Source organism: Mesorhizobium sp. WSM4306, from assembly GCF_007003975.1.
Taxonomy (GTDB): Bacteria; Pseudomonadota; Alphaproteobacteria; order Rhizobiales; family Rhizobiaceae; genus Mesorhizobium.
In genome coordinates this window covers 34,135-53,469 of the sequence record NZ_VFTC01000008.1, presented here as the reverse complement: position 1 = coordinate 53,469, position 19,335 = coordinate 34,135, and the positions used below count along the sequence as shown (strand labels likewise).

Genomic DNA, 19,335 nt, shown 5'->3' with positions numbered 1-19,335 from the left:
GCCTATCGTCGCGCGATAACAAACCGGAGCCATTGATGACACCTCATACTGAATGGCTGCGGAGAGCGCTGCTCGCCACTGCGCTGACCTTGGCCGGCCCGGCCCTGGCCGCGGACGACGGCAAGGTGGCGAACTTCCTGCTCGACAACGGCATGGAGGTGGTGGTCATCCCCGATCATCGTGCCCCGATCGTCACCCATATGGTGTGGTACAAGATCGGCAGCGCCGACGAGCCGCCAGGCAAGTCCGGCATCGCGCATTTCTTCGAACATCTGATGTTTAAGGCCACGACCAACCACGCCGCGGGCGAATTCGACCGCGCCATTTCGGACATAGGCGGCTCCAACAACGCCTTCACTTCCTATGACTACACGGCCTTTCACGAGACGGTGACGCCCTCGGCGCTCGAACTGATGATGAGCTTCGAGGCCGACCGCATGCGCAACCTCATCTTGACCGACGAGGTCATCAAGACCGAGCGCGACGTGATCCTGGAAGAGCGCCGCTCGCGCATCGACAGCGACCCCGAGGCCGTGCTCGACGAAGAGGTCGACGCGACACTCTGGCAGAACCAGCCCTACCGCATTCCGGTGATCGGCTGGATGCAGGAGATGGAACAGCTGAACCGCACCGATGCGGTTGCCTTCTATGACAAGTACTACCGCCCCAACAATGCCGTGCTGATCGTCGCCGGCGATGTCGAACCGGACGCGGTGAAGGCGCTGGCCGAAAAGACCTATGGCAAGGTCGCGCGCGGCCCGGATCTGCCGCCGCGCATCCGCCCGGTCGAACCGGAGCAGAACACCAGGCGCACGGTGACGCTCACCGATGCGCGCGTTTCGGTGCCGAGCTTTTCGACGCAATGGGTGGTTCCGTCCTACCACACCGCAAAACCCGGCGAGGCCGAGGCGCTCGACCTGTTGGGAGAGATCCTTGGCGGCGGCAGCCGCAGCCGGCTTTACCAGCAGCTTGTGGTCAAGCAGGGCATCGCATCGGGGACCGGCGCCTTCTTCCAGGGCACCATGCTCGACGCCACCAATTTCACCGTCTACGGCGCGCCGCGCGGCGACGCCAAGCTGAGCGACGTCGAGGCGGCCGTCGACGCCGAGATCGCCCGCATCATCAAGGACGGCGTCACCGCCGACGAGCTGGAGAAGGCCAAGGCCCGTTACATCAGGGCCATAATCTTCGCCCGCGACAAACAGGATGAGATGGCCAATCTCTACGGCGCCGAGCTCGCCACCGGCGGTAATGTGAAGGACATCGAGGAATGGCCGGACCGCATTCGCAAGGTCACCGCCGATGACATCAAGGCGGTCGCCGCCCGCTATCTGCTGCTCGACCGTTCGACCACCGGCTATCTCTTGCCGCAGCAACAGGCGGGGAATTGATTCGATGACGAACCAAGCTGTGTTGGCTTCTGCCGTCGCGCGCGGCCTACCTTCTCCCCTTGTGGGAGAAGGTGGATCGGCGCGCAGCGCCGAGACGGTTGAGGGGTGGGTGAAGGATCGCCGTCGTCTCCAAGCTGGAGCACCCCTCATCCGACCGAGCTTCGCTCGGCCACCTTCTCCCACAAGGGGAGAAGGGGGAGCCTGGCGGGGAGAAGGTAGAGCTCTCCGCGCCGTCACCACCCTGTTCCTCTCTATCCTCTTCCTCGTCGTGCCGGCGCTTGCCGCGCGCGCGATGGACATCCAGCAGGTGACCTCGTCAAAGGGCATCAACGCGTGGCTGGTCGAGGATCACTCCATTCCGATCATCGCCATTCGCTTCGTCTTCGATGGCGGCTCGACGCAGGATCCGGCAGGGCGGGAAGGGCTGGTCAATCTGATGACCGGCCTGTTCGACGAGGGCGCCGGCGACCTCGACAGCGAGGCCTTTCAGACCAAGCTTGACGATGCCGGCGCCGAAATGGGCTTCGACGCGGCGCGCGACGGCACCTATGGCTCGATGCGCATGCTGGCCGAGCAGAAGGATGCGGCCTTCGACCTGCTCAGGCTGGCGGTTACCAGCCCGCGCTTCGACCAGGCGCCGATCGACCGCATCCGCTCCCAGATATTGTCCGGCATCATCGCCAGTGAGCGCGACCCCAACACCGTCGCCCAGACCAAATGGCTGCGCGCCATCTATGGCGAACATCCCTACTCCCGGCCGGACCAGGGCACCAAAGACAGCATCGCCACAATCACCGCGGCGGATCTGGCTGCCTTCCACAAGGCCAATTTCGCCCGCAATGGCCTGCATGTTGCGGTGGTCGGCGATATCGACGCCGCGACGCTGAAACAGAAGCTCGATGACGTGTTCGGCGATCTGCCGGAAAAGCAGCTGCTGCGGCCGGTTGCCGATACTGAGTTGAAGCTCGGCCAGCGGCTCGAGGTCGATTACGACCTGCCGCAGACCTCGCTGCAGTTCGCCTATCCCGGCGTGAAGCGCGATGCGCCGGATTTCTTCCCGGCGGTGCTGATGAACCAGATTCTCGGTGGCGGCACCTTCACCTCGCGCCTCTATGACGAGGTGCGCGAAAAACGCGGCCTGGCCTACAGCGTCGATTCCAACCTGGTCGATCACCAGCATTCCAACGCGCTGATCATCACAACGGCGACGCGTTCGGACCGCGCGGCAGAGACGCTCGGCATCGTCAAGGACGTGGTCAGGAAGATGGCCGAGGAGGGGCCGACAGAGGCCGAACTGGACGCAACCAAGAAATACATGGTCGGCTCCTATGCCATCAGCAATCTGGATTCTTCCAGCGCCATTGCCGCGACCCTGGTGGAATTGCAGCTCGACCATCTCGGCATCGACTACGTGCAGCGCCGTACGGCGCTCATCAACGGCGTGACGCTCGATCAGGTCAAGGCGGCGGCGAAGAAGCTGCTGTCGGCGGCCCCTGCGATCATGAGCATCGGCCCGAAGCTGGAGGCCAAATGACAGGTCCCACTTTCGGCATCGCCTTTGGCGGCGGCGGCGCTCGCGGCCTGGCTCACATCCACATCGTCGAAGCGCTGGACGAACTCGGCATCAAGCCGGTAGCCATCGCCGGCTCCTCGATCGGCGCCATCATGGGCGCCGGCATGGCCGCGGGCATGAGCGGCAAGGAAATCGAGGATTATGCCCGTTCGATCCTGAGCCGCCGTGCCGAGGTTGCGGCGCGCATGTGGCGCTCGCGGCCGGGTACCATCGCCGAGGCCATGCAGGGCGGCATCCGCGTCAGCCAGTTCAACATCGAGCGCATCCTGAAGGCATTCCTGCCCGAAGCCATTCCCGAATCCTTCGCCGACCTTCAGATCCCGCTCAAGGTGACGGCGACCGACTATTTCGGCCACAAGCTGGCCGTTTTCGACGATGGCGACCTGCACTCGGCACTCGCCGCCTCGGCCGCCATTCCTGCCGTGTTCCGGCCGGTGACGCGCGACGACCGCGTGCTGATCGACGGCGGCATCTACAATCCGGTGCCGTTCGACCTGATCGAAAACGCCGCCGACATCATCATCGCCATCGATGTCGTCGGCGCGCCGAGCGAGGCCGAGCGCAAGCACCCGACCACCGTCGACCTGATGTACGGCGCCACGCAATTGATGATGCAGTCGATCATCGCCCACAAGCTGAAGCAGGGTCCGCCCGACATCCTGATCCGCCCCAACGTCTCAAAATACCGCGTGCTCGATTTCATGAAGATCGACACCCTGTTGGCCGAGACGCAGGAGATCAAGGACGAGCTGAAGCGCGAGGTGGAAAGAGTGGTCGAGGCGCGCGCCGGGGGCAAGCGAGGGAAGAAGGCCGGTTGAACTGCTAATCTCCCTTGAGGGGGAGATGTCGCCGAAGGCGACAGAGGGGGTCGGTCCGTCCTAGCGCGACCTCCTAGTTGCCGTAAGGGGGCCGAGCTCCATGCGAGACGTCCCCTCTGCCCTGCCGGGCATCCCCCGACGAGGGGGAGATTGGCTAATCACACCTTCCCGGCCGCATATTCCAGCGCCACCACGCCATTGCTGAACGTCATGGCCGAGATCGGCTCCAGCGCCACGGGCATGTCGGGCGGAAACAGCTTCTTGCCATCGCCAACAGTGCCGGGATAACTGAGCAGCCTGACGCGGTCGACCAGGCCGTGGCGCAGCAGCTCCTGCGCGACGCTGAGGCTGCCATGCACATAGATGTTGCCGCCACTGCCTTGCTTCAGCTTGCTCACCGCTTCGGGCAAGGAACCCGTAAGCAATTCCGCCGGCTTCCAGTCCAACGCCTTCAGGCTGGTCGAAGCGACATATTTCGGCAACGCGTTGAAGCGGTCGGCAAAGTCGCCGGTTTCGCTCGGCCATGAGCCCGCAAAAATCTCATAGGTCGTGCGCCCCAGAAGCATGGCGCCGCTATCGGCAAGCTCATCCTCCTTGAACCTTTGCATTTCATCGTTCCAGGTCATTTTGGGCAGCTTTTCGACCTCGGCAATGCCGTCGACACTGATGAATTCGGTGATGATCAGTTTCCGCATGGGCGTTCTCCTTTCTGTTCAGAGGACGGATGGCGCTGAGTCGATGCTACACGCTTCGAAAAAAGTGGCGCGGCCCGTTGTCGACAACGAATCTGCTGCTCGCCGAACGCAATCATCGGTCTAGCTCCCCCCTTGCTATCCCTAAATCCTTCCCCTAATCTCGTCTGAGAAAACCTTTTCCCAATCATCCTGTGGCCGCTGACCTCACCCGTCATCACTCCCACAGGGCAATAAGAGAAAACCTTTTCCCAGCTAAGGGTCCGCCGCCCACCATGTCTTCCGACGCCCCGCCCGCCAAGACACCGGTCACTCTGCGTGAGGTGGCGTTCGCTGCCGGCGTCAGCGTGGCGACGGCGTCGAAGGCGCTGAACGGGCAGGGGCGGATGACGGCTCAGACGCGCGAGCGTATTCGCGAGACGGCGCAGCGGCTCGGGTTCCGGCCGAACAGCCTGGCGCAGAGCCTGTTGCGCAAGCGCTCCTTCACCGTCGGGCTGCTGACCAACGATACCTACGGGCGCTTCTCGCTGCCGCTGATGGCCGGCGTGTCCGATGCGCTGGTCGATGCCGGCGTCTCGGTGTTCCTGTGCAATGTCGAGGACGACCAGCGGCTCGGCCAGCTGCATGTCGAGGCCATGCTCGACAAGCGCGTCGACGGGATAATCGCCACCGGCAAACGCATCGACCGCCACCTGCCGGTCGATCTCGCCAACCTGCGCATTCCCGTTATCTACGCCTTCACCCAGCCCGATCCCGACGCCATCGGCTTCGAATCCGACGATGCCGGCGGGGCGCGGCTGGCGGTCGAGCATTTTTGCGCGCTCGGGCGCCGGCGCATCGCCCATGTTAGCGGTCCTGCGAGCTTCACCGTGGTGCATGAGCGGGCGCGTGCCTATCGCGAAGTGCTGACCGAGCATGGCCTGCCGGTTGCCGAGCCGCTGCTCGGACACTGGTCGGAAGCCTGGGGGCATGAGGCGGTCGCAAGACTGTTCGACGGCACGGCGGGCAGGGGAGAGAAACCCGACGCCGTCTTCTGTGGCAACGACCAGATCGCGCGCGGCGTCATCGATGCGCTGCGCGAGCGCGGCATCGGCGTGCCCGGCGATGTTGGCGTTATCGGCTTCGACAATTGGGAGATCGTGGCGGAAGCGACGCGGCCGCCGCTGACCTCGGTCGACATGAACCTTTCAGCGCTTGGCCGCGAGGCCGGTCTTGCGCTGCTTTCGCTCGTCGGCGGCCAACCGGCCGCGCCGGGCATCCGAAAACTGCCGTGCCGGCTGGTGGTGCGTCAGTCATGCGGCCGTCCCCCAGGCGGCTAGGAGAACGCGCGGCGCGATCTGGGAGAGCGCCGCAATAGGGAGGAGAACAGAACCATGAGGAGGAGAACCATGAAAACCATGATTGCCGGGCTTGCCTTTGCCGCGAGTATTTTCGCTATGCCCGCCATGGCCGCCGACACGGCCAATATCTGGGTGCGTGCCGACGGCTCGAATTTCATGCCGCGCATCGTCGATACCTTCAACAAGGCGCATGAGAACCAGATCAAGCTCGACATCATCCCCAATGCCGAGATCATTCCGAAATATGGCGCCGCGGCCGCCGGCGGCACCGCGCCCGACGCGCTTTCACTCGACCTGATCTACACGCCGGCCTTTTCCGCCGCCGGCCAGCTGGAAGACATCACCGACTGGGCGAAGTCGCTGCCCTATTTCGCCAGCCTGTCGCCGGCGCACGTCAAGACCGGCACCTACAAGGGCCGCATCTACGGCCTGCCGTTCTCGGCCGACAGCTCGGTGCTGATCTGGAACAAGAAGCTGTTCAAGCAGGCCGGGCTCGACCCTGAAAAGGGCCCGGCCAACTGGGCCGAAATCGAAGCCGACGCCGAGAAGGTCAACGCGCTCGGCGGCGACATCAAGGGCTTCTATTTCTCCGGCAATTGCGGCGGCTGCAACATCTTCACCTTCACGCCGCTGGTCTGGGCCTCGGGCGGCGATATCCTCTCCGAGGACGGCTCGAAGGCGACGCTGGACAGCCCGCAGCTACGCAGCGCCATCGACCTCTACCGGTCGATGGTCAAGAAGGACCTGGTGCCGGCGGGCGCGCAGACCGACACCGGTTCCAACTTCTTTGCAGCCTTCGCCGCCGGCAATATCGGCATCTCCCCCTCCGGCGCCTTCGCCATCGGCGCGCTCAACACGCAGTATCCTAATGTCGATTACGGCGTCACCTTCCTGCCGGGCAAGGATGGCGGTTGGTCATCCTTCGCCGGCGGCGACAATTTCGTCGTCACCAAGGGCACCACAAAGCTCGCCGTGGTGAAGGAGTTTCTCGACTTCGCCTATTCGCTGGAGGGCCAGACCATCCTGGCGAAATACGGCAGCCTGCCGGTGCGCGGCGACATCGCCAAGGAGGCGCTGAAGGATCTTGACCCGCGCTACCAGATCGCCGCCGAGGCCATGGCCAAGGGCCGTACGCCCTATTCGGTGGTGTTCAACGATTTGATCAACTCCGCCAACGGCCCGTGGACACAGATGGTCAACGAGGTCTTCTTCGGCGACGATGTCGACGGCGCGATTTCGAATGCGCAGGAGACCATGCAGTCGATCATCGACCAGGCGCCGCAGAAATAGCGCCGCCCTCAACCTCCCCCTTGAGGGGAGGTCGGACCCGAAGGGTCCGGGTGGGGTCGCCTGCGAAGTGCTCGGCCTTTCTGTCGGCGCACTGCGCAGAGGACCCCACCCCCGGCCCTTCGGCCGGACCCTCCCCTCAAGGGGGAGGGGGACGCCGCAACTGGAGCATCGCATGACCTCAATCGCAGCAACCGCAGTTCCGGCGCGCCCGCGAAAACTGGTCGGTGCCGGCCGCCGGCAGTGGATCGGCCTGCTCTATGTCGCGCCGGCCGTGGCGCTGGTGGTTGTCTTTTTCATCATCCCGCTCGGCATGACGGCGTGGATGTCGTTGCACAACTGGCCGCTGATGGGCGAGCACAGCTACATCGGCCTCGATAATTATTGGGCGATCCTGCGCGACACCCGCTTCTGGAACGCGCTGCGCTTCACCGGCCTCTACACGGTGGTGGTGACGATCGCGATCTTCGCCGTCGCCTTTCCGCTGGCGCTGTTCATCGAGCGTCCCCGGCGGCTCACCGGCTTCTACCGCACGTCCTTCTTCATGCCGGCTGTCATCGGCTTTGCTTCGGCGAGCCTGCTCTGGTCGTGGCTTTTGAATGTCGATTCCGGTCTGTTCAGCCCGGCCGCTTACGACCTCGGCCTGACCGGGAAGAAATTCAACCTTCTGGCCACCTTCCAGCCGGCCTTCTGGTCGATCATCGCCATGGTCGTGTGGAAGGTGGCGGGCTTCACCATGATCATCCTGATGACCGGCCTGCAGTCGATCCCGACCGATCTGCAGGAGGCGGCGATGATCGATGGGGCAGGGCCCTTCGCGCGCTTTCGCGCCATCACGCTGCCGCTGATGCGCCGCACCCTGGCGCTGGCGCTGATCCTGTCGGTCGCTGGCTCGATCCTCGCCTTCGACCAGTTCTACATCATCCTGCGCGGCGGCCCGCGCAACCAGACGCTGACCGCCGTCTACTGGATATTCAACCAGTCCTTCGTGTCGTTCAAGCTGGGCTATGGCGCCGCACTGTCGATGATCCTGCTCGCCATCCTGGTCGCGCTCAGCACGTTCCAGCTCTGGCTGCTGCGCAAGCCAGAGGGGGTCGACTGATGGCGCAGGCAAGAAGCCGCAACAGCCGCTTGCGCCTCGGCATCGCCGAGCACGCGACCGGCATGATCGCCTCGGTGCTGTTCCTGGCGCCGATCGTCTGGACGGTGCTGTCGGCCTTCAAGCCGTCGCAGGAGGCGCGCTTGCCGCCGCTGCCGCCCTGGCCGACCACCGGCTTCTCGGTCGAAAATTATGGCACGCTCAACACTTTCGGCGACGGGCTGTGGCTGCCGGCGCAAAACAGCCTCTATGTCTCCGCCATGACGGTGGTGTTTTCCGTCATTGTCAGCGTGCTTGCCGGCTACGGCTTCTCGCGCTTCCGCTTTCCGTTCAAGGACCTGCTCTTCGTCGTCATCCTGTCGACGATCATGATCCCGTTCCAGTCGATCCTGACGCCGATCTTCCTGGTGCTGACCAAGGTCGGCCTGCACAACACGCTGACCGGGCTGGTCTGCGTCTATGTCACGCTGCAGCTGCCGTTCTCGATCTTCATGATGCGCAACGCCTTCGACGCGGTGCCGCGCGAGATCGAGGAGGCCGCCCGCATGGACGGTGCCAACAATTTCACCATGCTGCTGAAGGTGATGCTGCCTTTGGTCTGGCCCGGCATCGTCACCATCGCGCTGTTCGCGTTCCTGGGCGCCTGGAACGAGTTCCTGGCCGCCCTCGTGCTGATGACCGACCAGTCCAAATTCACCCTGCCGATCATGATGACCGCACTTCAATCCGGCCGCTTCGGCGCCATCGACTGGGGCGCCGTGCAGGCCGGCGTCACCGTGATGATGGTGCCTTGCCTGATCCTCTTCCTGTTGCTGCAGCGCTTCTACATACGCGGCCTGATGGCCGGCGCCGTGAAATGACTCGCGGTGAAATGACAATGACGAAATCGAACGGAGCCAGCCGATGACCGAACACAACTCCGCCGCCCGGAAGACGGGAAAACTGAGCCTCGCCTTCCGCCCGCTGCCGGTGCCGCAGGTCGACGTGCGCGGCTTCTGGGGCGACCGCGTCGATGCGGTCGCCTCGCGCACCGCCGACATCCTCTACGAGCGCTGCGTCGAGGCCCGCATGCTGGAGCAGATCGATCCGGACCGGCCGTCGCCCGGCCTCGTCATCCCCTTCCATTCGCCGTCGCCCGACGAGGCGGCCACGCCCGGCTTCACCGGCTCGACCGTGACGACGCAGATGTTCTGGGATTCCGACTGGGGCAAGACCATCGAGACCGCCGCCTATTCGCTCTACCGCCGCCGCAACGACCGGCTGGAGAAAAACATCGACGCCGTCATCGACATGTACGAAAAGCTGCAGCAGCCCGACGGCTATCTGTCCTCCTGGTACCAGCGCATCCAGCCTGGCCTGCGCTGGACCAATTTGCGCGACTGCCACGAGCTCTACTGCGCCGGCCATCTGATCGAGGGCGCGGTCGCCTATTTCCAGGCCACCGGCAAGCGCAAGCTGCTCGACATCCTATGCCGCTATGCCGACCATATTGCCGACACGTTCGGGCCGGAGCCCGGCAAGCGGAAGGGCTATTGCGGCCATGAGGAGATCGAGCTGGCGCTGGTCAAGCTGTCGCGGGCGACGGGCCAGCGGAAATACATGGAGCTGGCGAAATACTTCATCGACCAACGCGGCGTCGAGCCGCATTATTTCGACGAAGAGGCGCGTGCGCGCGGCGCCGACCCGAAGGCCTATCATTTCAAGACCTACGAATACAATCAGTCGCACAGGCCGGTGCGCGAGCAGGACAAGGTCGTCGGTCACGCGGTCAGGGCGATGTACCTCTATTCCGGCATGGCCGACATCGCCACCGAATATGGCGACGATACGCTGCGGGCAGCGCTCGACCGGCTCTGGGACGATCTCACCACCAAGAGCCTCTACGTCACCGGCGGCCTCGGGCCGTCGGCCCACAATGAAGGCTTCACCAGCGATTACGACCTGCCCAACGAAACCGCCTATGCCGAGACCTGTGCCTCGGTCGGGCTGGTGTTCTGGGCCAGCCGCATGCTCGGCATGGGTCCCAACGCCCGCTACGCCGACATGATGGAGAGGGCGCTCTACAACGGCTCGATCTCCGGCCTGTCGCTCGACGGCTCGCTGTTCTTCTACCAGAACCCGCTGGAAAGCCGGGGCAAGCACAATCGCTGGAAATGGCACCGCTGCCCCTGCTGCCCGCCCAATATCGGCCGCATGGTGGCGTCGATCGGCAGCTATTTCTACAGCCTCGCCGACGATGCGCTGGCCGTCCACCTCTATGGCGACTCGACGGCGCGTTTCGACATCGCGGGCACGCCAGTCAGCCTCGTCCAGACCAGCAACTATCCCTGGGACGGCGCGGTCTCGATCCGGGTCGACCCGGATGCGCCCGTTGAGTTCACGCTGCATCTGCGCGTGCCGTCCTGGTGCCGCAAGGCGACGCTGAAGGTCAACGGCGCGTCTGTCGACCTCGATGCCGCGTCGAACGATGGCTACGCGGCGATCCGGCGCGAGTGGCAAAAGGGCGACCGCGTCGAGCTCGACCTCGACATGTCGATCTCGCGCCTGTTCGCCAACCCGCAGGTGCGCCAGGATATCGGCCGCGTAGCACTTGCGCGCGGCCCGTTGATCTACTGCGTCGAAGAGACCGACAATGCCGGCCAACTGCACCGCATCACCTTGCCGCGCACGGCTGAGATCGAGGCGCACCCCGAGCCGAACCTCCTCGGCGGCGTCGTCACCCTCTCGGCCACCGGCAGCCGGGAAACGGCGGAAAACTGGGGCGCCGATCTCTATCGCTCTGAACCGCCGGCGACGGAAGCGACGAAGCTCAAGGCGGTCCCGTATTTTGCCTGGGACAACCGCGATCCAGGCGAGATGCTGGTCTGGCTGCGGGAGGGATGAGGGCGGCCGTCGCCGCATCCGCATGGAGGCGACGCGGCGCGTCGGCGCCCTGATAAAACGCACGGCCATACAGGCCTAGTGAATGCCCGTTGCCGCAATGTGCGGGTCGACGTTCATGCTGACTTCCGTCACCAGCTTGCGGCGCAGCGCCGTGATGTAGTCGCGCGGCCCCGTCGGCGACATCACGAAGGCCTGGTAGCCGCCGATGACGGACTGCGCAAAATAGGACGCAAGCGGCTGCTTGGGGTCCTCGTCATCTGCTGGAATGGCGATCGCGTTGATCGTGTATCCTTTGGCGATGGCGTTCTGCCGGCTCGGCTGGACGGGCAGCCCGTCATTGTTCTCGCCATTGGAAGATATGTCGATCACCTTCTTCATCGCATTCCCCGGAAACCGGTCGAGCAAAAGGCTTCCGACATCGATGGCCGCCGAAACCGACGTTCCGCCGCGGCCTCGACGGAGATAGCCGGTGTCGCCGGTCGCCCTGATCACCGCCGCGGTTGCCTTGGCGTCTTCCAGTCCGCAAATGCGCGTCCACGGCAGCACTGTGCGCGAGTGGCCGGGGCTCGACCATTCGAAATAGGCCACGCCTATGCAGCCAAGGTAATTCTGGGAGATGGCCCTGATGATCTCCGGCGAGGTGAATGCCGCGGCATGGCCCTCGCGCTGCAGGTCGGCGATCTTGGGGTCGATCGAAGAGGAGAAGTCCACGGCGAAGACGACCGCGACGTCGACATTCAGAACCGCACCGTCGACATCGGCGGCCTGCGTGGTCGGCACCCAAAACGCCATGGCGGCGAGCGCCGCCAGCCTCAGCAAGGAATGGGCACTCTTTCCCGACCCAGCATCAAGCCGGGAACTCAGTTCATCGTGAAGGCATTCGAACATTCTACCCTCCATCTCAACGACAGGTCGATTTCGGCTGGCGGACGAGCGCGGGCCATCACCGGCAAGGATCATGGAACGCCTCCTCGTGAGCAGGATTGGCGGTTGCGGGAGTCCCCCAGCCAGCTGGTGCACCTGCAAAGGCGCGGACTCCGGCGTCGGAAGCGCCAGCGTCGGGTCGCGAGGTGAGGCGCACCGGCGATCGGCTCGCCATCGCGACCGACAGAATTGAAGCGAGGATGATGGCCGCACCCAGCGCGCCGACGACCGATTGCTGCTCGCCGAGGAAGATCGCTGCGCCCATGGCGCCGAAGACGCTTTCGGCGCTGACGATCACGACGGCGTGGCTGGCCGATGTGAAGCGCAGGGCGGCAATCTGTATGCCGAAGGCGATCGCTGTGGAGAACACCCCAAGCACCACCAGTTCGGGGCCGGCCTCGGAAGCCGCGGTGAATGACAGATTGCCTTGCATCGCCCCGAGCGGAAGGGCGAGCGCTGCGACGGCGAGGAACTGCGCGGCCGCGGCCGTGAAGGGACGGGCATGGGCCTGCATGTGCCGCCCGAGCTCGACCGTCCAGAGCGCATAGCAGCCGGCCGATAGGAGGGCCGTCAGATCGCCGCCACTGAAACCATCGACCCCACCAGAAAGAAGCAGGCAGCCGACGACGGTCGATCCTGCGGCAAGTATCAGACCGGTCGTCGGACGCTCACCCACCAACAGCCAGGCGGCAAGCGGCGTTATCACCGTTGTCGTGCTGATCAAGAAGCTTGCATTCGTGACGGTAGCGCCGAGATAGCAGAGCTGCTGGAGCACGATAGAGACGGCAAACAGCGCGACCACCCGGGCCAGGCTGGAAAGATGGCCGGCGCCGGCAGGCATTCGCCATTCGATCGGGACGAAGGGCAGCATAAGCAGCCCACCGATCAGGCAGCGCAGGCCAACGGCGCTCAGCGCATCGAGGTGATCGAGCACCGTCTTTTGCGCCACGTTCCCGAAGCCCCACAGAGCGGCGGCGAACAGGAGCAGCAAGTTGGCTGTGAGCTTCGACATCCGCCGCACCCCCGGACCGGAAACCTATGGTAGGTTCCAGTTTTCCCTAATTCAGCGAAGCCTAATTGATGTATCGTCACGGCAGCGCTTGGGGGCGGGGCAGCGGAGTTTCCGCAGCGTTAGTTTTAAGTTAGAATTTCGTCATTCTGAAAAGCTGTTCAAGCAAATGCGAAATGGGGCGGGCGTCGCCGGCAGCAAAGTCTCACTCTTCGGCGGTTTCCAGATTGAAAAGGAAGCTGGCGGTCCGGTTTGGTTGACTGGAAAGCGAGGCCCGGCGATCCTCGCCTATCTGGCCCGCTGTCCAGGCATGGCGGCACCACGGGAGAGGCTGGCCGACCTCCTGTGGAGCGATAGCGACAGCGAGCACTCGCGCAACAGTCTGCGGCAAACGCTCAGCGTCCTGCGCCGGGATCTGTCGCGAGCGGGCATGGATATCGTCCACTCCCGCAAGGAGCTTATCGGCCTCAGGCCGGACGCGGTGCGGGTTGACGTCGAGGACTTCGAAGCGGGCGTGTCGGCCCGTTCCGCGCCGGAACTCGAAACAGCCTTGGCGCTTTACACCGGGCCATTTCTCGATGGCTTTTACCTGGGAAGCAACGCTTTCGATGATTGGGCGGCAGCGGAACGCGAAAGGCTGCTGAGCCGCGCGCTTCTCTCGATGGAGAAGCTCGCCCGTCTCGTGGATGCTGAAAACGGACTGGCCGTGGCTGATCGAATTCTGGCCATGGAGCCGACGCGAGAGGAATCTTATCGGCTGAAGATGGAACTGCTTGCAGCCTGCGGCCAGCGAGACAAGGCGTTGCGAACCTTCGAGGCTTGCAGGAGTGCGCTGAAGAAGGAGTTCGGTGTTGACGTCGGCCCGGAGACAAGAGCGCTCTGGCAATCCATCTCTGCTGCCGACGTCTCGACGAGCCGGCAATCGGCAAATAGCGTTCCTGCCGTTCAGCGCCTCGGCCGTCCATCCATTGGTGTCGCCGACTTCGTCAATCTGACGGGCGAGCGCGGCGACGATTTTTTCGCCAAGGGTCTGGTCCATGACATCACCACGGCGCTTTCCGAGGTGGCCGACTATGTCGTGCTCTCGGGGCTCCCGCCGCTCAAGGAGGGCGGCGAGGAATCCAAGGCGTCGGCGGCCCCGCGGGCCCGCTACATGCTCAACGGCAGCATCCAGAGGTCTGGGGACGAATTGAGGGTGAACGTTCAGTTGGTCGACGCCGCCGATGGCCACAATGTCTGGGCCCAGAAATTCGACGGCCATTCGGAGGACGCGCTCGAATTCCAGGACAGGATCGCGCAGGCGGTTGTGCTGGCGGTCAGCCTCGAACTTCAACTGACCAACTGGAAGGTTCGCGACAAGAGCCCACCGGGCACCCCCGAAGTGCGCAGGTTGGTGAATGAAGCTCTGATGAAGTACTTCGAGATGACCCGGGACTCGCTCCTGGTGTCGAAGGATCTCGCCGAAAAGGCCCTTTCGATTGCGCCCGAAAATGCTCGGGCAAAGCGGACACTATCCATCGCGACGACCATGGGGCTTGCATTCGGCGCGCTGCCTGGCAAGCGGCAGCATGTCGACAACGCGATCCGGCTTGCCGAAGACGCGGTAAGGGCCGTGCCGGATGATGAGATTGCCCGTTGCATCTTGTCGTTCGCCTACGAATGTGATGGTCGGATCGACGAGGCAATCGTCGAATGCCGCCACGCGGTCAGCCTCAACCCGAGCTATCCGAGCGGCCACGGTGATCTCGGCGAGCTCTACGGCCTGCGCGGCCAGGTGAGCGAAGCGCTGCGCTCGGCCAATGAGGCGATACGCCTCGGCACGCACGACGTCATCGACTTCTGGCGTCATCATGGACTGGCGGTCGCGCTGTTCGCCGGCGGCGACGACCGCCGGACGCTCGAAGTCGCCCGCAAGGTGGTCAGGACAAAGCCAGGGTTCGTCCGCGGTGCCCTTTACTGGGCGGCCGCTGCTTCGGCGACCGGCAACAATGAAGAAGCCTCACGCGCCATCCATCATTGCCTGTCGCAACTTCCACATCTCAACGTGGAAAATGTCTGCCCCGGCTTTCTGCCGCGCTATGTGAGGGATGATCATCACTCGCGGTTCCTTGAAATGCTGGCGAGAGCCGGCCTTCCGAACTTCTAACTTCCCGATACCGGAGGGCCGGCATTGCCCTCATCCTCGAGCGCGGCCCGCACAAGTGCGTTCGCCGCCCACACCGACAGGTCCTCGCCCTCCGCGGCGCCGAGGCCGCAGACGTCGCGCTGGACGATCAGCGCCTCCCAGCCGATCACCATGGCAAGCGCCCGGACGAGCTGGTTCCAGCGCTTCGGGTCCAAGCGGTCCCGAAATGGCGACAACGCCTGCTCGATCCATTCGATCCGGCGGTAGCCGCGGCGCGGCGCGCCCTCCGCCGGCGGCTCTCCATCGACCGTGAGCTTGATCAACGAGCGACCGAGCTTTTCGACCTCGGGACTGACGTGATGCAGCGCGCGGACAAGATGCTCCACGCGCGCCTCGCCGTCGTCGCTCGCCTGCTCGATGGCGCGATCGACCGACGCCTGGCTGAGCGCGCCGACGGTCGCATCGAGCAGCAACTGATCGAAGCTCGGAAAGTAGAGATAGACGGTTCGGCGCGAGACGTCGGCCGCGGCGGCCACGTCGTTGACGGTCGGCGTCTCGCCTTGGGCAAGCAAGGCGATCGCCGCATCGACGATCGCCTTGCGGGTGCGACGCTTCTGCGCGGTGCGTGGGTGCGGATTATTAATTGCACAAGAGTGCAATAACCGCATCAAGCACATTGAAAGGGGGCTTTCATGACAATCTCCAGCCATACCGCCGCCGACGCACGTTTCCTGGGACCGGGCGAGGGGGAAGCAATCTGGTTTCTGAGGAACCGCATGACGGTGAAGGCCACCGAGGCCAGCACTGGAGGCGGCTTTGGCCTGCTGGAATCCCTCATAGCGCCGGGTTTCTCGCCGCCGCACGTCCATCGCCGCGAGGACGAGTCCTTCTATGTGCTGGAAGGGGAATTGACGATGAAATGCGGCGATCGCACCTTCCGGGCGAGCGCGGGCTCATTCGTGTTCCTGCCGAGAAACGTTCCCCACACTTTCGTGGTCGAGGGCGACAGGCCGGCGCGGATGTTGACGCTGCTGACGCCTGGCGGCGGCGAGGGCGTTTTCATCGATGGTGGCCGGCCGGCGGAGGCGGAAGGTTTGCCGCCGGCGATGCCGCCCGACATCGAGGCGCTGAAGAGTGTGAGCGCGCGCTATGAGGCCGAAATCATCGGGCCGCCAATGGCGCCGACGGCCGGCCATGCGGCGGCCAACGGTTAGCTCGGCTACAGGTGCACGTAAGCGGTCAGCGGCAGGTGGTCGGAGGCGACCCGCGACAGCGGCGTGTCATGCGCCTCGACGCCTGAAACCAGATCGTGCCGATTGCCCATGATGCGGTCGAGCGCCAGCACCGGCAGGCCTGAGGGGAAAGTCGGCACGGCCGGCGGGGTGGCAAAGGTGGTGTGCAGCGTGTTCAGCGCCGAGCGGTTGCCCAGCCGCCATTCGTTGAGGTCGCCGAGCAGCAGGGTCGGCCTTTCATCCTGGCTGCTCATAATGTCGAGCACGACGCGGGCCTGTTCGGAGCGCGAGCGACGCAGCAGGCCGAGATGCGCGGCAATGACGCGCAGCGTGCGCGTTTCGTCGAGATCGATCTCGGCCACCAGCGCGCCGCGCGGCTCCAGCCCCGGCAGCTTGATCTGATGCACGTCGCGCACCGTGCCGCGCTTGAACAACAGCACATTGCCGCGCCAGCCATGGCCTTTGCCGTTTCCCGAAACCGGCACCGGCACCAGCCCGGTTTCGTGTTCGATCCGGGCAAGATCGAGCAGCCCGGCACGGTCGCCGAACCGGTTGTCGGCCTCCTGCAAAGCAATGACGTCGGGGCCGATCTCGCGGATGACGCGGGCGGTCCGCTCGGGATCGAATCTGCGGTCGGTGCCGATGCATTTGTGGACATTGTAGGAGGCGACCACCATTTCGGCGCCCTCGACCCGCTTGCGCGGCGTCGAATTTGCCTTGCGCGCTTTCCTGCCGCGGATCGACAGGAGCACGGTCTCGGGGAGGCTGCGTCCGTTTATGTCCATAGGCCTGCTATCAATGTACTGATTCTAAAGATAGGGCGATCCCAGCCATAACAACCGGTCAAAAACACGAATGACAAATGGCCGCGACTTCAGGGTTGCGAGTGTGACGGGTTTGGCCGAAGCGATTGCCGCTCCGATGCGCGCTTCGATCTCGGCGGCAAAGCCGGCATCCAACACCTCCAGATCGATCTCGAAATTCAGCCTGAGCGATCGGGCGTCGAGGTTGGAGGACCCGACATAGGCCCACACGCCATCGACCGACAGCAGCTTCGAATGGTCGAACGATCCCTCATGGCGCCAGACACGGCAATAATGCTTCAGCACCTGGTCGTATTGCGCCGACATGGCGCGGCCGACCAGGAAGAGATTGTTCACCGCCGGCACGACGATGTCGATCTCGACGCCGCGCCTGGCCGCCGTGGTGAGCGCGCTGATAAACTCCCGGTCCGGCAGGAAATAGGGCGACATGATGCGGATCGATTTGCGGGCGACCGAAAATGCCCCCATGAGCAATTTGTGGTTGGTCTCGTTGCTGGCATCCGGCCCCGACGCCACGGCCCGCACCAGGATCGGCTGACCGGAAGGCGGTGAGGGTTTTTCCACGTGCCAGATCTCGTCCTTGAGGGCTTCGTTGCCGGCAAAACGCCAGTCCTCGGCGGCAACCGCAAACAGGTCGGCCACGACCGGCCCGGTGACCTGGAAATGCGTATCTGCCGAACTGGCGGTTCCCACGAATTCGGCCGAGAATCCCTTGCGGATGTTCATGCCCCCCGTGAAAGCCACCGCACCGTCGACGATCAGGATTTTCCTGTGGGTTCGCAAGTTCGCATAGGGAAGTCTCAGGCCCATGACGATGTTGCCGTTGAAGAGATCGACGGTGACGCCGGCTTCGCGGAGAGTCGTGAGAATGCTGGGCACGGAATAGCGCACACCGACGGCATCGATCAGCACGCGCACAGTGATACCGCGCCGCACCGCGCCGGCCAGCGATTCGACGAAACGCTGCCCGATCTCGTCATTGTCGAAGATGTAGGTCTCGAGCAGGACGCTGCGCTGTGCGCCGTCGATCGCCCCACACATGGCTGCGTAAGCGTCGTCACCTGTCTGCAGGATGGTAATTGCGTTTCCCGAAAGCAGGCCGCGCCGCGCCACCCGGTCGCCCAGTGTCTTCAGGCCGGCAAACCGTTGGCCGAATTCGGCTGAGATAAGCGCTTCCAGCGCTATGTCGCGGTCTTGCTTGGCCATCTCGGCTTCGCCGGCCACGGGTCGCATGGCGCTGATCGTCGCGCGGCGGATGCGGTTAATGCCGGCGATGGCGTAGATGATGGCGCCCAGGAACGGCGACAAAAGCATCACACCCACCCAGCCAGTGGCGGCGCGGACGTCTTCCTTCGTCATGATGGCATGGACTATGCCGATGGCGGCCATCAGCATCGGAATGATCACGAGGATCAGAGGCCAGTAGGTCACAAAGGTCTGCCACATCGGCAAGACTATCGATTGAGCGGCCGCAGAAGGCAATGCAAGGGACTAACCAGGATTGAGGGCTCGCGCCTCAGTCCTTCGCCCGCTCCACATAGGAGCCGTCGGCCGTCATCACCACGACGCGGGTGCCGGGGGCGATGTGCGGGGGAACTGCCGTACGCACGCCGTTGGATAGCACGGCCGGTTTGTAGGACGACGATGCCGTCTGTCCCTTGGTCGTCGGCTCGGTCTCGACCACCTCGAACGTGGCGCGCTGCGGCAGCACCAGGGCAATCGCTATGCCGTTGAACTGCGAAATCTGCACCGCCATGCCTTCGAGCAGGTAAGGCGCCATATCGCCAACCACGCTTTCCGACACTGCGACCTGGTCGTAGCTCTCCGGGTTCATGAAGTGATAGCCTTCGCCGTCGGCGTAGAGGAAGGTGTGCTCGCGGTCCTCGACATAGGCGCGCTCGACCTGTTCGGTGGTGCGGTAGCGCTCCGAAACCTTCACCCCGTCGGAGATGCGGCGCATGTCGAGCTGGGTGACCGGCGTGCCCTTGCCAGGGTGGATGTTTTCGGCAAAGAGGATCACGTAAAGCTTGCCGTCCTTGTCGACGACGTTGCCTTTACGCAGGGAACTGGCGATGACCTTCACCACGGTTTTCAATCCTAGACTTCGTTGGCCTGAAACGATTGTTCGGCGCAAATCG

The 19,335-nt window shown here is 64.0% G+C and carries 17 protein-coding genes; 10 read left to right on the top strand and 7 right to left on the bottom strand.

What is annotated here, in order from left to right; all coding sequences use genetic code 11:
* The first annotated feature begins 35 nt into the window (after window positions 1–35).
* The 3 genes from FJV77_RS11960 to FJV77_RS11950 all read left to right on the top strand — a co-directional run bounded on the left by FJV77_RS11960 (window position 36) and on the right by FJV77_RS11950 (window position 3,782).
* Window positions 36–1,391 carry a pitrilysin family protein gene (locus tag FJV77_RS11960; protein WP_142867011.1) on the top strand — a complete coding sequence of 452 codons (1,356 nt, stop codon included), beginning with the start codon at window positions 36–38 and terminating at the stop codon, window positions 1,389–1,391.
* A gap of 241 nt (window positions 1,392–1,632) precedes the next feature.
* On the top strand, window positions 1,633–2,925 hold the full coding sequence (locus tag FJV77_RS11955) for a pitrilysin family protein (protein WP_246691245.1): 1,293 nt from the start codon (window positions 1,633–1,635) through the stop codon (window positions 2,923–2,925).
* Complete coding sequence (locus FJV77_RS11950) at window positions 2,922–3,782, top strand: patatin-like phospholipase family protein (protein ID WP_142867010.1); 861 nt, start codon at window positions 2,922–2,924, stop codon at window positions 3,780–3,782. Before FJV77_RS11955 ends, FJV77_RS11950 begins: the two co-directional genes overlap by 4 nt.
* 158 nt (window positions 3,783–3,940) lie before the next feature.
* Here FJV77_RS11950 and FJV77_RS11945 read toward each other — a convergent pair whose 3' ends face one another.
* Entirely contained in the window at window positions 3,941–4,477 is a 537-nt protein-coding gene (locus FJV77_RS11945; RefSeq protein ID WP_142867009.1) for a dihydrofolate reductase family protein, read from the bottom strand.
* Window positions 4,478–4,749: 272 nt separating this feature from the next.
* Between FJV77_RS11945 and FJV77_RS11940 the strand changes: the two genes are divergently transcribed.
* The 5 genes from FJV77_RS11940 to FJV77_RS11920 all read left to right on the top strand — a co-directional run bounded on the left by FJV77_RS11940 (window position 4,750) and on the right by FJV77_RS11920 (window position 11,083).
* Window positions 4,750–5,793, top strand: a complete 1,044-nt coding sequence (locus FJV77_RS11940; RefSeq protein WP_142867008.1) for a LacI family DNA-binding transcriptional regulator — start codon at window positions 4,750–4,752, stop codon at window positions 5,791–5,793.
* Window positions 5,794–5,862: 69 nt separating this feature from the next.
* Entirely contained in the window at window positions 5,863–7,104 is a 1,242-nt protein-coding gene (locus tag FJV77_RS11935; RefSeq protein WP_142867007.1) for a sugar ABC transporter substrate-binding protein, read from the top strand.
* 172 nt (window positions 7,105–7,276) lie between these two features.
* A complete protein-coding gene (locus tag FJV77_RS11930) occupies window positions 7,277–8,203 on the top strand; it encodes a sugar ABC transporter permease (protein ID WP_142867006.1) in 927 nt (308 codons plus the stop codon).
* On the top strand, window positions 8,203–9,060 hold the full coding sequence (locus tag FJV77_RS11925; RefSeq protein WP_142867005.1) for a carbohydrate ABC transporter permease: 858 nt from the start codon (window positions 8,203–8,205) through the stop codon (window positions 9,058–9,060). Before FJV77_RS11930 ends, FJV77_RS11925 begins: the two co-directional genes overlap by 1 nt.
* A 43-nt stretch (window positions 9,061–9,103) precedes the next feature.
* Window positions 9,104–11,083, top strand: coding sequence for a glycoside hydrolase family 127 protein (locus tag FJV77_RS11920; RefSeq protein ID WP_142867004.1), 1,980 nt, complete (start codon window positions 9,104–9,106; stop codon window positions 11,081–11,083).
* 75 nt (window positions 11,084–11,158) lie between these two features.
* Here FJV77_RS11920 and FJV77_RS11915 read toward each other — a convergent pair whose 3' ends face one another.
* Both FJV77_RS11915 and FJV77_RS11910 read right to left on the bottom strand, forming a co-directional pair.
* On the bottom strand, window positions 11,159–11,875 hold the full coding sequence (locus FJV77_RS11915) for a DUF1194 domain-containing protein (RefSeq protein ID WP_246691244.1): 717 nt from the start codon (window positions 11,873–11,875) through the stop codon (window positions 11,159–11,161).
* Between the two features lie 151 nt (window positions 11,876–12,026).
* Window positions 12,027–13,019: a DMT family transporter gene (locus FJV77_RS11910; protein ID WP_142867003.1), complete on the bottom strand. Its 993-nt coding sequence runs from the start codon at window positions 13,017–13,019 to the stop codon at window positions 12,027–12,029.
* Window positions 13,020–13,185: 166 nt separating this feature from the next.
* Here FJV77_RS11910 and FJV77_RS11905 point away from each other — a divergent pair, with 166 nt between their 5' ends.
* Window positions 13,186–15,162 carry a BTAD domain-containing putative transcriptional regulator gene (locus FJV77_RS11905; RefSeq protein ID WP_142867142.1) on the top strand — a complete coding sequence of 659 codons (1,977 nt, stop codon included), beginning with the start codon at window positions 13,186–13,188 and terminating at the stop codon, window positions 15,160–15,162.
* Here FJV77_RS11905 and FJV77_RS11900 read toward each other — a convergent pair.
* Window positions 15,159–15,818, bottom strand: a complete 660-nt coding sequence (locus tag FJV77_RS11900) for a TetR/AcrR family transcriptional regulator (protein WP_185970285.1) — start codon at window positions 15,816–15,818, stop codon at window positions 15,159–15,161. The two genes, FJV77_RS11905 and FJV77_RS11900, sit on opposite strands and share 4 nt — an antisense overlap.
* A 15-nt stretch (window positions 15,819–15,833) precedes the next feature.
* On the opposite strand from FJV77_RS11900, the gene FJV77_RS11895 reads away from it, so the two are divergent.
* Window positions 15,834–16,355 carry a quercetin 2,3-dioxygenase gene (locus FJV77_RS11895; protein ID WP_142867001.1) on the top strand — a complete coding sequence of 174 codons (522 nt, stop codon included), beginning with the start codon at window positions 15,834–15,836 and terminating at the stop codon, window positions 16,353–16,355.
* Between the two features lie 5 nt (window positions 16,356–16,360).
* Here the strand turns inward: FJV77_RS11895 and FJV77_RS11890 are convergent, their stop codons facing one another.
* From FJV77_RS11890 to efp, 3 genes are all read right to left on the bottom strand, one after another.
* The gene (locus FJV77_RS11890; protein ID WP_142867000.1) at window positions 16,361–17,158 is read right to left on the bottom strand and encodes an endonuclease/exonuclease/phosphatase family protein; all 798 of its coding nucleotides are present in this window, start codon (window positions 17,156–17,158) and stop codon (window positions 16,361–16,363) included.
* Window positions 17,159–17,182: 24 nt separating this feature from the next.
* Window positions 17,183–18,643, bottom strand: coding sequence for a phospholipase D-like domain-containing protein (locus tag FJV77_RS11885; RefSeq protein WP_142866999.1), 1,461 nt, complete (start codon window positions 18,641–18,643; stop codon window positions 17,183–17,185).
* Between the two features lie 70 nt (window positions 18,644–18,713).
* Window positions 18,714–19,283, bottom strand: coding sequence for an elongation factor P (efp, locus tag FJV77_RS11880; RefSeq protein WP_142866998.1), 570 nt, complete (start codon window positions 19,281–19,283; stop codon window positions 18,714–18,716).
* Between the last annotated feature and the right edge of the window lie 52 nt (window positions 19,284–19,335).